Source organism: Piscinibacter gummiphilus (assembly GCF_032681285.1).
Classification (GTDB): domain Bacteria; phylum Pseudomonadota; class Gammaproteobacteria; order Burkholderiales; family Burkholderiaceae_C; genus Rhizobacter; species Rhizobacter gummiphilus_A.
On the sequence record NZ_CP136336.1, the window covers coordinates 3,756,788 to 3,770,452 of the forward strand.

Below are 13,665 nucleotides of genomic sequence, written 5' to 3' on the forward strand. Positions count from 1 at the left end.
AAACGTCTGCGAGCCCGAGAAGACTCATTCATTCACAAGGAGCAACTCATGCTGCACTACGCCGTCGTTTTCTTCGTGATCGCCCTGATCGCGGCACTGTTCGGTTTTGGCGGCATCGCCGCCGGGGCCGTCGGGATCGCCAAGATCCTGTTCGTCGTGTTCGCCGTTCTGGCTGTCGCGAGCTTCCTCTTCGGCCTGCTACGCAAAGGCTGAGAGCCTCGTCCCGACACGCAAGACATCCCACCCACCCACGGAAGGACATCACCATGTACACGAAGAACCCCGCTGATCCCACCAACACCACGAACACCGTCGCCGACCAGGCCGCCGGCAAGGCTGACCAGGCCATCCGCTCCACACAGCGCATGACCAACGACGCGCTCGATGGCCTGTCCGACAGCGTCAACAGCGCCAGCAGCCGCGTCTCGCCGCTGATCAACCGCGCCACCGAGCAGGCCACGGCCTTCGCCCAGAAGAGCGTCGACGCCATGCGCCAGACCTCGCAGCAGCTGCGCGACAAGGCCATGCACGCTTCCGACACCACGGCGAGCTACATCCGCAACGACCCCATCAAGTCGGTGCTGATCGCCGCGGCCACGGGCGCTGCGCTGATGGCGCTGGTGAGCCTCGTCACCCGCTCGCGCCACCACGATTGAGCCGCATGGCTCCGGGCATCGCCGTCCGCTTGAACGCGGACGGCGCTGTTCATTTGATGTCTTGAGAGCTTCTCAGGAGCGCCTTCATGCACCCGCTGCTGCACCTCATCGTCCGCGAACCCCACCTGCTGGCCGACCACGCCGGCGCCTACGCCGAGTTGCTCGGTGAAGAGATCGGGGTCGCCTCCACCCACTGGAAGCGCAAGGCCCTGCTGAGCGCGGTGGCGTTGTGCAGTGCCGGCGTGGGGGCTGTGCTGGTGGGCGTGGCACTGATGCTGTGGGCGGTGATCCCGCCCGAGAACATGAATGCGCCTTGGGCCCTCATCGCGGCCCCGCTCGTGCCACTGGGCCTGGCGGTCGGCTGCTGGGTCTCGGCCCGAAACGACGCCGGGCCACGCGCCTTCGAACAGATGCGCCGGCAGCTGCGTGAAGACGCCGCCATGCTGAAAGAGGCCACCGCATCATGAGTGCCGATTTCAACGACCCCCGCCTGCCCGCTGTCGACCGGCTCACCCTCTCGCGCGAGCGCCTGCGCGGCGCGCTGCTGGAGATCGCACCGCCCCCTGACGCCGCCGGCGATCATGAGCCGTCGGTGCTGTTGACCGCGCTCATGGCCATCCCAGGCGTGCGCCTGGTGGTGGATTCGGTGCGCTCGTGGTGGTCGCAGCACCCGCTGCACATGGCCACCATGGTGGCCGGCAATACCGCTCGCACGGCGATGGGGCCGATTGCGCGCAACCGCCCCTTCGCCCTCATCGCCGCCGCCGTCGCAGTCGGTGGGCTGATCTACTGGATCAAGCCCTGGCGGGGCCTCCTGAAGCCGGCGCTGCTGGCGGGCCTGGTGCCGCACCTCGTCGCTCGCGCGATGGACCACGTGCCGCTGGAGGCCTGGATGTCGGCCGCCTCGGCCTTCGCGTCCGAGCGCATGCGCGGTGCCGCCCCTTCCGGTGCCGAGCCGGCGGCCACGACGTCGCCGCAGGCCGCAGCCGCCGCAGCAGCCACTCCCGCCCCCACCCCGCCTGTGCCCCGCTCCGATACCCTGCACTGAGGGCGTTGCCCTCAGAGCCAGTACTGCCAGATTGCCGAGAAGGTCTCCTTCATCCGGTCGTCCAGCGGCCGTTGCTTCCACTGCTTGAGCGTCACGGGCTGCGAGGCCTCGAGGTCCTTCGCGAACATCGCCTCCATCTGCTGGCTGAAGTCGGCCCCCAGCACCACCGCGTTCAGTTCGTCGTTGTGCAGGAAGCTGCGCCAGTCGAGGTTGGTCGAGCCGATGGTGGCCCACACCCCGTCGATCACCGCCGTCTTCGAATGCAGGATCACGCCCTTGCGTTCGTAGATCTTCACGCCGGCCTTCAGCAGCGGCGTGTAGAAGCGGCGGCCGGCATGGAAGATCAGCCACGAGTCGGTCTGACTCGGCAGGATGAGCGTCACGTCGACCCCGCGCCGCGCAGCCGCCTTGAGCGCCTCGAGGAACTGCGGGTCGGGCGCGAAATACGCCATCGTGATGTGCACGCTCGTCTCGGCCGCGCCGAGGGCCGAGAGGAACGTGGCGTAGATGAGCGCATACGGGTCGTCGGGCGAGCTGCCGATGGCGCGCACCACCTGGTTGCCCACGTTCTGCAACGGCGGGAAGTAGTTGCGGTCAGGCAGCGGTGGGCCCTTCTGCTTCTTCCAGGTGCCGAGGAAGAGCCGCTGGTAGTCGGCCACCACCGGGCCCTGCAGGCGCACGTGCGTGTCGCGCCAGGCCTTGCCGTCCTTGCCCGGCGCCGCGGCGCCACCCGAACCGGAGCTGCCCCCGCCCGAGCGGCTGAACGAGCCGCTCGAATAGACGCTGCTGATGTTGATGCCGCCGAGAAACGCGACCTTGCCGTCGACGATGAGCAGCTTGCGGTGGTCGCGCTGGTTGAGCTCCCAGCCCTTGCGGGCCTGCGTCGGGTTTACCGGGTTGAACTCCAGCACCCGGATGCCGGCGTCGGTCATGCGCTTGAAGAATTCCTTCGGCGTCTTCAGCGTGCCCACGCTGTCGTGGATCACGCTCACCTGCACACCCTTCATCTGCCTGGCGATCAAGGCGTCGGCAAACCTGCGGCCCACTTCGTCGTCGTCGAGGATGTAGGTCTCGAGGTGGATGTGGTCGCGCGCCGCCTCGATGGCGGCGAACATCGCGCCGTAGGTGGCCGGGCCATCCTGCAGCAGCGTGGCCTGGTTGCCCACGGTGAGCGGGCTGCCCACGATGGCTTCTTCGATCGCGAGGTGGCGGTCGAAGATCGCGGTCTCGGGAGCTCGGGACGCGAGCTTGGCAAGCACCGCCTTGCTCTGCTCCGGCGAGAGCGGGCCGCGCGCGCCATCGAGCTGCGGCTTGGGGGCGGCGGCGAGCACCGCTTCGGGTTCGAAGGTCGGCAGGGTGCTGCAGGCACTCATGCCCACCAGCACGGCGAGGGCGAAGCGGTTGAGTTTCTGTCGCGGGCGCATCGTCTTCACGGTGCCGACGCGCTCACGCGCCACACCACGTTGCCCACGTCGTCGGCCACCAGCAGCGAGCCCTTGGTGTCGAGCGCCACGCCCACTGGCCGGCCGTGTGCAATGCCGCTCTCTTCGTTCAGGAAGCCGCTCAGCACGTCCACCGGCACGCCCGAGGGCTTGCCGTTCTGGAAGGGCACGAAGATCACCTTGTAGCCGCTCGGTGGCTTGCGGTTCCACGAGCCGTGCTGGCCGATGAACATGCCTTGGGCGAACGCGGCCGGCAGCGTGGTGCCGGCCGACCAGGCGAGGCCGAGCGAGGCGGTGTGCGGCCCGAGCGCGTAGTCGGGCACCAGGGCCTTGGCCACGAGGTCGGGGCGCTGCGGCTTGACCCGCTCGTCGACGTGTCCGCCGTAGTAGCTGTAGGGCCAGCCGTAGAAGCCGCCGTCTCTCACCGAGGTGAGGTAGTCGGGCACGAGGTCGCTGCCGATCTCGTCGCGCTCGTTGACCACCGTCCACAGCATGTCGGTGCCCGGCTCCCAGGCCATGCCATTGGGGTTGCGCAGGCCGGTGGCGTAGAGGCGCTTGGTGCCGGTGGCGGGGTCGACCTCCCAGATGGCCGCGCGGCCTTCTTCCGCCTCGATGCCGTTCTCGGCCACGTTGCTGTTGGAGCCCACCGTGGCGTAGAGCTTGCGGCCGTCGCGGCTCGCGATGAGGCTCTTGGTCCAGTGGTGGTTGAGCGTGCCGCCAGGCAGGTCGGTCACGCGGGCCGGGGCGCTTTCGATGCGCGTGCTGCCGGCCACGTAGGTGAAGCGGACGATCGCATCGGTGTTGGCCACGTAGAGCTGGTCGCCGATCAGCGCCATGCCGAACGGCGAATCGAGGTTCTGCAGGAAGGGCGAGCGCAGGTCGGCCACGCCGTCGCCGTTGGTGTCACGCAGCAGGGTGATGCGGTTGGCGCTGGGCACGCCGGCACCGGCGCGTTTCATCAGCAGCTTCATCACCCAGCCCTTGATGCCCTTGCCGTCGTCGGGCCGGGGCGGCGCGTTGCTCTCGGCCACGAGCACGTCGCCATTGGGCAGCACGTGCAGCCAGCGCGGGTGGTCGAGGCCGGTGGCGAAGACATTCACCTTGGTGCCGGGCGCCGCCTGCGGGCCCTGCCCGGCGGGCCAGGGCTCGACCTTCGCGACCTTGACGGTCGGGATCAGCGTCTTGTTGGGCACCGGCAGCTCCGGCTGCGGGCCCGTGCCGGCCGACAGGGGAAGCTTGGCGGTCTCGCCGCAGCCGGCGAGCGCCGTGGCCGCGAGCAGTGCCAGCGCGAGGCGCGACATGGCTAGATGCGCCCCATCAGCAGCAGCACGATCACGATGATCAGCAGCAGACCGACACCACTCGTCGGGCCGTAGCCCCAGCCGCGGCTGTGCGGCCAGCTGGGAAAAGCGCCGACCAGCAACAGGATCAGCACGATGAGCAGGATGGTGCCAAGGGTCATGTCGTCCTCCGAAGACGTTGGTATCAGGGTGGCCAGATCGTGCTCACACGGGCGTCGAAGCACCATCGGCCCGAAGCGGCTTCGGCTGTGGGCCGCCGCCTACAACAAGGTGATACAGGTGTAGGCCCCGTCCGACAGCGCGTGCAGGGCTCGTCCGATGGGCGCGGCGCAGCACCAGGGCGACCATCCACCGCATGACGCACCGCCACCCTGACATGCCTTTCTGGAGCACCGCTTCGTTCGGTGACAGCACCGACACATCGCCGGTGGAGCTGTCGGGCCTCAGCGAGCACCTCGTCTCGTGCAAGGGCGTCAACGGCCGGCTCTTCACCTTGCAGTGCCTGGCCGAAGCCGCCGACCGCTTCATCGCCGCCCGGCTCGTCACAACGCTGGTGGTGGCCGCCTTTCTGATAGGGGTCACTTCACTGGTCATGTGATGGCCACGCCAGCGCTGGAGCGTCTGCTGCCGGAGGCGCCCCGGGCCCTGCTGAACATCCTCGACGGCGAACGAGGCCCCGTGCTCGCACCGGTGCGCGCCGAGCTCTACGGCGCCGAGCGCTTCGCCCAGCACGCCAAGAGCCTCGCCGACAGCCACCGCGCCGATCGCGGCCACTGGCGCTCGGCCACCTTCTTTCCGCGGCTGCGCCACAACATCAAGGCGCTGCGCGAAGCACACCAGTACATCGGCCTGCAGGCCGAGAGCGGCTACGACATCAGCCCCGCCGGGGAATGGCTGCTCGACAACTTCCACCTGATCGAAGCGCAGCTCAAGGCCATCCACGAAGACCTGCCGCGCCGCTACTACCGCCACCTGCCGGTGCTGGTGGAAGAGCCACTCGCCGGCCTGCCGCGCGTCTACGGCCTCGCCTGGGCCTTCGTCGCCCACACCGACGGCGCCTTCGACGAAGACCTCGCGCTGCGATTCCTCACCGCCTACCAGCAGGCGCGCGAGCTGCAGCTGGCCGAGCTGTGGGCGCTGCCCACCACGCTGCGCGTGGTGCTGATCGAGAACCTGCGGCGCCTGGCCGAACGCGTGGCCACCCACAAGGCGGCCCGCGAGCTCGCCAACCTGTGCAGCGACCGGCTGCACACCTTCTCCATCGAGTCGCTCGACGAGCTGCTCGGCCAACTCAACCGACGCGGCGTGGGCCGCACCTTCCTCGGCCAGATGACGCAGCGCCTGGCCGACCTGCAGCGCACCAGCGACCCGCTGGCGCTCCTGCCCTACCAGCACTGGCTGCAAGCCGCGCTGCCCGACGTGGCGAGCCTGCGCGCACAGCAGGCCGCCGACCAGGCGGCCGACAACCTCAGCGTGAGCAACGCCGTCACTTCGCTGCGCACCATCGGCGACGCCGATTGGCCCGAGATCATCGCCAAGAGCAGCACGCTGATGCAGCTGATGCTCGGCTCGCCGCTCTTCGCCGCCGAGCACGCCGCCACGCGTGACCGCACGCTGCACGCCATCGAGCGCCTGGCCCGCCGCTGCAAGCGCAGCGAGACGGAGGTCGGGCACACGCTGCTCTCGCTGATGCGAAGCGGCAACCCCGACGAGCCGGACACCCAGGTGGCCCTGCACTGGCTGCAAGGCGACGGCCGCGCCCGGCTGCTTGAAGCGCTGAAGCTGCGCGAAGACACCGGCACCGCCTGCATCTCCCAGGCAAGGCAGATCGCGCTGCCGCTCTACCTCGGCAGCCTGCTGGCGGCGGTGATCGTGCTGGTGCTGTCGATGTTCGCGTTGACGCCACCGCTGGCCAAACCTTCGATGCTGCTGAGCGCGGTGGCAGCGCTGCTGCTGCTGTTCCCGGCGTCTGAGGCGGTGGTCGCGGTGATCAACCGGCTGGTGAGCGAATCGGTGCGGCCCGAGCACCTGCCGCGCCTCGCGCTGCACGAAGGCATCCCGGCGGAACACCGGGCGATGGTGGTGATCCCGTGCATGCTCACGAGCGATGACGGCATCTCCGCGCTGGTGCACCGCCTGCAGCTGCACCACCTCGCCAACCCCGAGCGGCATGCCCAGTTCGCATTGCTGAGCGACTGGGCCGACGCCGACGCCGCGCACATGCCCACCGACACCCCGCTGCTGCGAGACGCGGTGAAGGAGGTGCGTGCACTCAACAAGCGCCACCCTGCCGCCGAAGGCGACCCACCGCGTTTTCTCATCCTGCACCGCGAGCGCGAGTTCAGCGCCACGGAGCAGCGCTGGATCGGCTGGGAGCGCAAGCGCGGCAAGCTCGAACAGCTGATCGCCGCCCTGGCGCGCGGTGACCGTGGCCCCTTCCTCGACCTCGGGCCCGAGTCGCAGATCGCACCCGGCACACGCTACATCCTCACGCTCGACAGCGACACCCAGCTGCCGCCCGGCCGCCTGCGCGAGCTGGTGGGCGTGGCCGCGCACCCGCACAACCGGCCGCGGCTCGACGACACCGGCCTGCGCGTGGTGAGCGGCTACAGCATCTTCCAGCCGCGCATCGCCACGCCGCTGCCGCAGCCGCAGGAGGTCACGCCCTTCCACTGGCTCTACGCCGGCCAGCCCGGGCTCGACCCCTACAGCACCCCCAGCTCCGAGATCTATCAGGACGTGTTCGGCGAAGGCACCTACACCGGCAAGGCGCTGCTCGACGTGAACGCCATGCACGCCGTGCTGCACGAGCGCCTGCCCGAAGGGCTGGTGCTGAGCCACGACCTGGTAGAAGGCTCCATCGCGCGCTGCGCGGCCGTCACCGACCTCACGCTGATCGAAGACGCGCCGGTGCATGCCGACGCCGCCGCTGCGCGCATACACCGCTGGATGCGCGGCGACTGGCAGCTGCTGCCCATCTTCGCCAGCCCGCGCCTCTACCCGATGAGCGGCGTCAATCGCTGGAAGGTGTTCGACAACCTGCGCCGCTCGCTGGTGGCGCCGGCGTCGCTCGCACTGCTGGCGCTGGTGCTGGTGCGGCCGGTGGTGTCGCCCTGGGCGGCGCTGCTGCTCGTCTTCGCGGCCTTCGGCGCAGGGCCCTTGCTGGGCGCGGTGGCGGGCTTCGCCCCCAGCCGCGACAACATCGCCCTGCGCCACTTCTACCGCGGCGCGGCCCTGAACCTGGCGCGCTCGCTGCTCGGCGCGCTGTGGCACCTGGCGCAGCTGCTGCACCATGCCCTGATGGCCGCCGACGCGGTGGTGCGCTCGTTGCACCGCATGTACGTGAGCGGCCGCTGGTTGATGCAGTGGACCACCTCCGCGAGCGCCCAGGCCGCCACCGAGACCGAGCTGCGCGAGATCGCCCGCGCCCACTGGCAGACCTCGGCCGCCGCCACCGTGCTGCTCGCGCTGCTGCTCGCCGGCCGCACGCCCTACCCGGGCCTCGCGACGCTGCTGTGCGCAATCTGGGCCGCCTCGCCGGTGTGGACGTGGTGGGTGAGCCGCCCCCGCCCGGCCCGCGAAGACCAGGCACTGCCGCACGACGACCGCATGCGGCTCGAGCGCATCGCGCGCGACACCTGGCGTCTCTTCGAGCGCTGCGTGGGCCCCGGCGACCGCCACCTGCCCCCCGACAACCTGCAGACGCTGCCGCACGACATGGTGGCGCACCGCACCTCGCCCACCAACATCGGCCTGTACCTGCTCTCCAGCTGCTGCGCACGCGCCTTCGGCTGGATCGGCACGCGCGAGCTCACCGAGCGGCTCGAGGCCACACTCGGCACGCTCGACACGCTGCAGCGCCACCGCGGCCACTTCCTCAACTGGTACGACACGCAAAGCGGCGCCACGCTGCTGCCGCTGTATGTGTCGACGGTCGACAGCGGCAACCTCTGCGGCCACTTCCTCGCCGTGGCGCAGGCCTGCCGCGAGCTGGCGCGCCGGCCCGTCGACCTGAACGCGGCCGAGGCCGCGGCCCATGCCTCGCGTGCGCGGCTCTCGCCGCTCTTGCAGCAGCTGCCCGAACTCTTCCCCGACAACGGCGTGCACCACAGCACGCGCCCGCTCGCGCGGCTGCTCGCCATGCCGAGCCCGCTCGACGAAGCGCAGCATCGCCCCGCCGACTTCGGCCTGCTGCTGCGGGAAGCGCGCGACGAGCTCCACGCGTGGGTGCCCGAAGCCGTACAGGCCGCCATGCCCGCCCGCCCCACGCTGCGCGACGAACTCGCGTGGCAGCTCACCGACCACCTGGCAACGCTGCAATCGGCGCTGCGCGACATCGACGCGCGGCATGACGCCGATGCCTTGAGCGAGCAGCTCCTCGCCATCGCCGACCGCTGCGAGCGCTTTGCGTGGGAGGCCGACTTCAGCTTCCTCTACCACCCGAAGCGCCACCTCTTCCACATCGGCTTCCGCGTGGCCGAGGGGCAGCTCGACGCCGGCTTCTACGACCTGCTGGCCTCGGAGGCGCGCCTGACCAGCCTGCTCGCCATCGCCAAGGGCGAGGTGCCGGTGAGCCACTGGGCCTCGCTCGGGCGGCCCTTCTATGCCGTGGGCGCGCAGGCCGGGCTGCGCTCGTGGTCGGGTTCGATGTTCGAGTACCTGATGCCGAGCCTGATCCTCGACGAGCCGCACGGCAGCGTGCTGCGCGATGCGGCCATTGCCGCGGTGCAGGAGCAGATCGACTACGCCCGCGCGCATGCGGTGCCCTGGGGCATCTCGGAGTCGGCCTATGCCGGGCGCGACCACACGCTCGCCTACCAGTACGCGCCGCAAGGCGTGCCGCGCCTGGCCTTCCGCCGCACGCCGGCCGACGAGCTCGTGATCGCACCCTACGCCACCGCGCTCGCCTCGCAGGTGGCGCCACGCCGCGCCGCGGCCAACCTCGCGGCGCTGGAGACGCTGGGCGCGCGCGCCCGCTATGGCTTCATCGAGGCGCTCGACTTCACGCCTGCGCGGCTGGCGGCCGGCGAGCCGTATGCGCCGGTCGCAACGTTCATGGCGCACCACCAGGGCATGAGCATCGTCTCGATCGCCAACGTGCTGCTCGACAACCGGGCCAGGCGCTGGGGCATGGGCCACCCGCGCATCGAGGCAGTGTCGACGCTGCTGCACGAGCGCGCGCCGCACGAGGTGTCTCGCCTCTACGAGCCGCTCGCCGGGCCGCCGCCGGTGAAGGTGCAGCGCACCCCGGCGCTGCTGCGCGAGCTGAGCCCGGGCACGAGCGCGGTCGAGCCGACGCACCTACTCTCGAACGGGCGCTACAGCGTCGCCCTCCGCGCCAACGGCGCCGGCTGGAGCCGCCGCGGCAACGCCGGCATCACCCGCTGGCGCGACGATGCGCTGCGCGATGCGCACGGCAGCTTCTTCTACCTGCGTTTGCCCGGGGCGAAGGAGCTCGTGTCCATCACCCAGCACCCGGCGCCCGACCCGAAGGCCTGGTACCGCGCCTTCTTCCATGCCGACAGGGTGTGCTTCGATGCCGCGTGGCGCCAGGTGCAGGCCCACGCGACCGTGTGGGTGAGCCCGGAAGACGACATCGAGTTCCGCCAGATCGAGCTGCAGAACCTCACCGGCGAGCCGCTCGAGATCGAGCTCGTCTCCGCCTTCGAGCCCACGCTCGCCGACCCGCGGGCCGACGAGGCACACCCGGCGTTTTCCAACCTCTTCATCCGGGCACAGTGGCAGGCCGCCGAGCAGGCGCTGCTCTTCGAGCGCACGCCGCGGCTCGTGACCGAAAGCGGCCTCCAGGCAGCGCACTTCCTCGCCGACGGCAGCCCCCATGTGACCGCCGTGCGCGCGCAGACCGACCGCCTGCGCTGGGTGGGTCGCAACCACGATGCGGTGCGGCCCCAGGCGGGCTTGCACGCGTTGCCGGCAGGCGGACACGTCACGCTCGACACCGGGCTCGACCCCATCTGCGCGCTCGCCGTCACGCTGCGCATTCCGCCGAATGCCAAAACGCGGCTCACGTTCGCGACCGCGGCCTCCGACTCGGCCGCCACCCTTCATGCGGTGATCGACAAGTACCGCCAGCCCATCCACCTGCAGCGCTCGTCGCTGATGTCGGCAACGCTCACCGGCATCCGCCTGCGCAGCCTGGGCATCACCGCCGAGAACTTCTCTGCCGCGCAGGCGATCACCACGGCGGTGGCGCTGTCGCTCACGCGCCCGAGCATCGGCCCGCCGGGTGTCGAACGGCGCGCCTCGCCGCGCATCGACGTCTGCGACCGCAAGCTGCTGTGGCGCTTCGGCATCTCGGGCGACCGGCCCATCGTGCTGGTCTCCGCAGGCCTCACCCAATCCCTCGGCTTGCTGCGCTCGCTCGGCCAGGTGCTGCGCCTGTGGGCCTGGGGGCGGCTGCCCTGCGACCTGGTCGTCGTCGATGCGGAGCCCGCGTCGTACCACATGGCCCTGCACCGCGAGATCACCGCGCTGCGCGAGCGGCACGATGCCGACAACGCGGCGCAGCCCGGCCCCGCCTGCACCGGCCTGCACCTGCTGCGCGCCGACGAGTTGAGCCCGGAAGAGCTGGGCACGCTGCGCAGCCTCGCACGCATCCGCCTGCGCGCCGACGGCCGCCCGCTGGTGCACCACCTGCAGGAGTGGATCGCGCTGCACGAGCGCGCCGAAGATGTTCGCGGCGAGGTGTCGACCACGGCCGTGCCGATGGCGCGCCTGCCGCAGGCGCCGGTGGAGGTGACCCACGGCCGCTTCGACGATGGTGCGCACGAGTACCGCTTCGAGGCCGGCGCCCGCATGCGCCCCCCGCGCCCGTGGATCAACGTGCTGTCGAACCCCGGCTTCGGCGGCCAGCTCTCCGAGGCCGGCGGTGGCTACACCTGGGCGGTGAACAGCCGGCTCAACCAGCTCACCGCCTGGTCGAACGACCCGGTGTCGGACCCGCCCTCGGAATGGTTCCTCGTGCAAGACCGCAAGACACGCGAGGCCTGGAGCGTCACGCCCTCGGCCTGGGGCGACGAGCGGGTGACCTACCACGTGCAGCACGGCCAGGGCTATTCGATGGTGCGCCACCAGCGGGGCGACATCGCGATCACCGCCTCGTGGTGCGTGGATGCGCAGACCGCCGTCAAACAGGTGTGGCTGCGCCTCGAAAACCGCGGCACGCGCGCGCAGCCGCTGCGCCTCGTGGCGATGGCCGAATGGATGATGGGCGCCGGCCGCAGCGACCGCGGCACGGTGCACACCGCCGCGCACGTTTCACACCAGGGGCTCGCACTGCTGGCCACGCAGGCCGACCGCACCGCCGGCTACGGCGATGGCACCGCCTTCCTCGCGATGCACGGCGCCACCGATGACGACGACTGGACCTGCGACCGCCGCGAATGCTTCGATGCGCGTGGCCGGCTCGTGCTGCCCGATCATTTTTCCGCGCACCAGGGCGGCGGCCTCGACCCCTGCGCCGCGCTGTCGAAGCGCCTCACGCTCGAGCCCGGCACCACGCACGACCAGGTCTTCCTCATCGGCTACGCCCACACACCGGCTGCCGCGCGCGAGCTGGCCGACGCTGTCGTGCAGGTGCCACCGCGGCAGCGGCTCGACGAGGTGCTCGCCCGCTGGGACACGCTGCTCGGTGCCACCCAGGTGCGCACCCCCGACCCGCTCTTCGACGCGATGGTCAACCGCTGGCTGCTCTACCAGGCCGTCGCCTGCCGCCTGTGGGCCAAGGCCGGCTTCTACCAGGCTGGGGGTGCCACGGGCTTTCGCGACCAGCTGCAAGACGCGATGGCGCTGGCCTGGCCAGCGCCCAGGATGCTGCGCGACCAGATCCTCGTCGCCGCCTCGCGCCAGTTCCCGGAGGGCGACGTTCAGCACTGGTGGCACGCACCGACCGGCGCCGGCGTGCGCACGCATTTCTCGGACGACCTGCTGTGGCTCGCGCATGCGTGCTCGCACTACCTGCAGGCCACGGGCGACACCTCGCTGCTCGACGAAGACGTGCCCTTCCTCGAAGGCGGCCCCATCCCCGAAGGCGCGGAAGACGCGTACTACACGCCCACCGTCAGCACCCAGAAGGCGAGCGTCTACGAGCACGCGGCCCGCGCCATCGACCGCAGCCTGAAGAGCGGCGCACACGGCCTGCCGCTGATGGGCACCGGCGACTGGAACGACGGCATGAACCGCGTGGGCCACGAAGGGCGAGGCGAGTCGGTGTGGCTCGCTTGGTTCCTCTGCCGCATCGTCGACGACTTCGCGCCGCTGGCACGCGTGCGCGGTGAAGGCGCACGTGCCGACCTGTGGGAGACCGCGGCGAGGGGCTGGCGCCGCGCGCTCGACACCCAGGCCTGGGACGGCCAGTGGTTCAAGCGCGCCTTCTTCGACGACGGCACGCCGCTCGGCTCGCAGGCCAACCACGAAGGCCGCATCGACCTCATCGCGCAGGCGTGGAGCGTGCTCGCGAACGCCGAGCCTCCCGAGCGCCCGCACAGCGCGATGACGGCCGCAGAAGAGTTGCTCGTCGACCACGATGCCGGCCTCATCAAGCTGCTCGCCCCGCCGCTCGCCACCGCCACGCCGAGCGCCGGCTACATCCAGGCCTACCCGCCGGGGGTGCGCGAGAACGGCGGGCAGTATTCGCATGCCGGCGTGTGGGCCCTGATGGCGCAGGCGGAGCTGTCCACGCGCGAAGGCGGCACGCCCTCCTTCGCCGAGTTGCCCTACCGCTACTTCTGCTACCTGAGCCCGGCGCACCGCGCGCAGCACCCGCGGCTGGGCGAGGCCTATGCCATCGAGCCCTACGTGATGGCGGGCGATGTGTACACGCAGCCGCCCTACGTGGGCCGCGGCGGCTGGAGCTGGTACACCGGCGCCGCGGCCTGGCTGCACCGCGCGGCGGTGGGCTCGATCCTCGGCCTGAAGCTGCACGCCGAGCACCTGAGCGTGCACCCGTGCCTGCCCTCGCACTGGCCGCAGGCCGAGCTGACGCTGCAACGTGACGGACGGCGCCTGCAGTTCACGCTGCTGCGCGGCAGCGCGACGGCGGCGCGCGAGGCCGCAAGCGCGAAGAGCGCGCGGCTCCTCGCCGTGGGCGAGCAGGTGAACTGGCGCGAACTGCCGGACGACGTGTCCTTCGTCGTACCGCTCACGCCCGAGGCTGAAGTGGCCGAACCGGCGGCCCACATCGCTCTTCACAAGTGACC

Annotated in this window: 9 protein-coding genes; 6 read left to right on the forward strand and 3 right to left on the reverse strand. The window is 70.8% G+C overall.

What is annotated here, in order from left to right; all coding sequences use genetic code 11:
- Positions 1-48: 48 nt before the first annotated feature.
- The 4 genes from RXV79_RS17520 to RXV79_RS17535 all read left to right on the forward strand — a co-directional run bounded on the left by RXV79_RS17520 (position 49) and on the right by RXV79_RS17535 (position 1,704).
- The gene (locus RXV79_RS17520; protein ID WP_257823415.1) at positions 49-213 is read left to right on the forward strand and encodes a DUF1328 domain-containing protein; all 165 of its coding nucleotides are present in this window, start codon (positions 49-51) and stop codon (positions 211-213) included.
- 53 nt (positions 214-266) lie between these two features.
- Positions 267-656 (forward strand): hypothetical protein, encoded by a 390-nt coding sequence (locus tag RXV79_RS17525; RefSeq protein WP_316699329.1) that lies wholly within the window; start codon positions 267-269, stop codon positions 654-656.
- Positions 657-742: 86 nt separating this feature from the next.
- Complete coding sequence (locus tag RXV79_RS17530) at positions 743-1,123, forward strand: phage holin family protein (protein WP_316699331.1); 381 nt, start codon at positions 743-745, stop codon at positions 1,121-1,123.
- Entirely contained in the window at positions 1,120-1,704 is a 585-nt protein-coding gene (locus tag RXV79_RS17535) for a hypothetical protein (protein WP_316699333.1), read from the forward strand. Before RXV79_RS17530 ends, RXV79_RS17535 begins: the two co-directional genes overlap by 4 nt.
- An 11-nt stretch (positions 1,705-1,715) precedes the next feature.
- On the opposite strand, the gene RXV79_RS17540 is transcribed toward RXV79_RS17535, so the two are convergent.
- The 3 genes from RXV79_RS17540 to RXV79_RS17550 are packed head-to-tail and all read right to left on the reverse strand — an operon-like array spanning position 1,716 to position 4,608.
- The gene (locus RXV79_RS17540; RefSeq protein ID WP_316699334.1) at positions 1,716-3,128 is read right to left on the reverse strand and encodes a phospholipase D-like domain-containing protein; all 1,413 of its coding nucleotides are present in this window, start codon (positions 3,126-3,128) and stop codon (positions 1,716-1,718) included.
- Between the two features lie 5 nt (positions 3,129-3,133).
- A complete protein-coding gene (locus RXV79_RS17545) occupies positions 3,134-4,447 on the reverse strand; it encodes a PQQ-dependent sugar dehydrogenase (protein WP_316699336.1) in 1,314 nt (437 codons plus the stop codon).
- 2 nt (positions 4,448-4,449) lie between these two features.
- A complete protein-coding gene (locus tag RXV79_RS17550) occupies positions 4,450-4,608 on the reverse strand; it encodes a DUF3309 family protein (RefSeq protein WP_257823409.1) in 159 nt (52 codons plus the stop codon).
- 194 nt (positions 4,609-4,802) lie between these two features.
- Between RXV79_RS17550 and RXV79_RS17555 the strand changes: the two genes are divergently transcribed.
- Together RXV79_RS17555 and RXV79_RS17560 are read left to right on the forward strand one after the other, a co-directional pair.
- Positions 4,803-5,045, forward strand: a complete 243-nt coding sequence (locus tag RXV79_RS17555) for a hypothetical protein (RefSeq protein WP_316699338.1) — start codon at positions 4,803-4,805, stop codon at positions 5,043-5,045.
- A complete protein-coding gene (locus RXV79_RS17560; protein ID WP_316699339.1) occupies positions 5,045-13,663 on the forward strand; it encodes a glycoside hydrolase family 94 protein in 8,619 nt (2,872 codons plus the stop codon). Before RXV79_RS17555 ends, RXV79_RS17560 begins: the two co-directional genes overlap by 1 nt.
- Positions 13,664-13,665 lie beyond the last annotated feature (2 nt).

Excerpts from the sequence above, each read along its gene's own strand:
- RXV79_RS17520 (WP_257823415.1), top strand. The coding sequence starts at position 49 with ATGCTGCACTACGCCGTCGTTTTCTTCGTGATCGCCCTGATCGCGGCA.
- RXV79_RS17525 (WP_316699329.1), top strand. The coding sequence starts at position 267 with ATGTACACGAAGAACCCCGCTGATCCCACCAACACCACGAACACCGTC.
- RXV79_RS17530 (WP_316699331.1), top strand. The coding sequence starts at position 743 with ATGCACCCGCTGCTGCACCTCATCGTCCGCGAACCCCACCTGCTGGCC.
- RXV79_RS17535 (WP_316699333.1), top strand. The coding sequence starts at position 1,120 with ATGAGTGCCGATTTCAACGACCCCCGCCTGCCCGCTGTCGACCGGCTC.
- RXV79_RS17540 (WP_316699334.1), bottom strand. The coding sequence starts at position 3,128 with ATGCGCCCGCGACAGAAACTCAACCGCTTCGCCCTCGCCGTGCTGGTG.
- RXV79_RS17545 (WP_316699336.1), bottom strand. The coding sequence starts at position 4,447 with ATGTCGCGCCTCGCGCTGGCACTGCTCGCGGCCACGGCGCTCGCCGGC.
- RXV79_RS17550 (WP_257823409.1), bottom strand. The coding sequence starts at position 4,608 with ATGACCCTTGGCACCATCCTGCTCATCGTGCTGATCCTGTTGCTGGTC.
- RXV79_RS17555 (WP_316699338.1), top strand. The coding sequence starts at position 4,803 with ATGACGCACCGCCACCCTGACATGCCTTTCTGGAGCACCGCTTCGTTC.
- RXV79_RS17560 (WP_316699339.1), top strand. The coding sequence starts at position 5,045 with ATGGCCACGCCAGCGCTGGAGCGTCTGCTGCCGGAGGCGCCCCGGGCC.